The organism is Vibrio sp. Y176, from assembly GCF_033438945.1.
On record NZ_JAWOQS010001282.1, the window covers coordinates 1 to 501 of the forward strand.

Annotated in this window: 1 pseudogene; it reads right to left on the minus strand. The window is 45.1% G+C overall.

The window, feature by feature from the left end:
• A pseudogene (locus R7O13_RS31415) lies at positions 1-501 on the minus strand (sensor histidine kinase); the annotation flags it as partial.

The window sequence follows — 501 nt, forward strand, 5'->3', positions numbered from 1 at the left end:
TAAACTGATGTGATGTCGCATCGGTTTCAAGATGACTGTGATGCAGCATTAAAATGGACTGAACAATTTTAGTACCAATGCCTAGCGCGCCAGCTTGCGCATTCAGCTCTATGTGGTTGGAAAAAGTAAAACGAACTTGAGATGTATTATCGCCCCGTTTTACATCGCAACTCACGGTCGCATCCAACGGACTATGCCGAAGTGCATTTTCCAATAAATTCAATATCAATCGTTCTAATAACCCCTTATCACCTATCACTTGGATTGGCTCATTTACGGTAATGTTCAACGTCACGCCTTTACGTTGAAACTGACTTTGCAAGGTTTCGGCGCATTCTGCCATTAGTTGGCTAATATCAATCGGAAGATACTCATAGCTCGGTAGCGGAGCTTCTTGTTTCGCCACATCCAACAGAGCGTGCAATTGCTGGGAGAGTTTTTCACTGTTGCGAAACGCCACTTCAATGAGCGGATCGGGGTCAGGATGCTGCAAACGCCAAG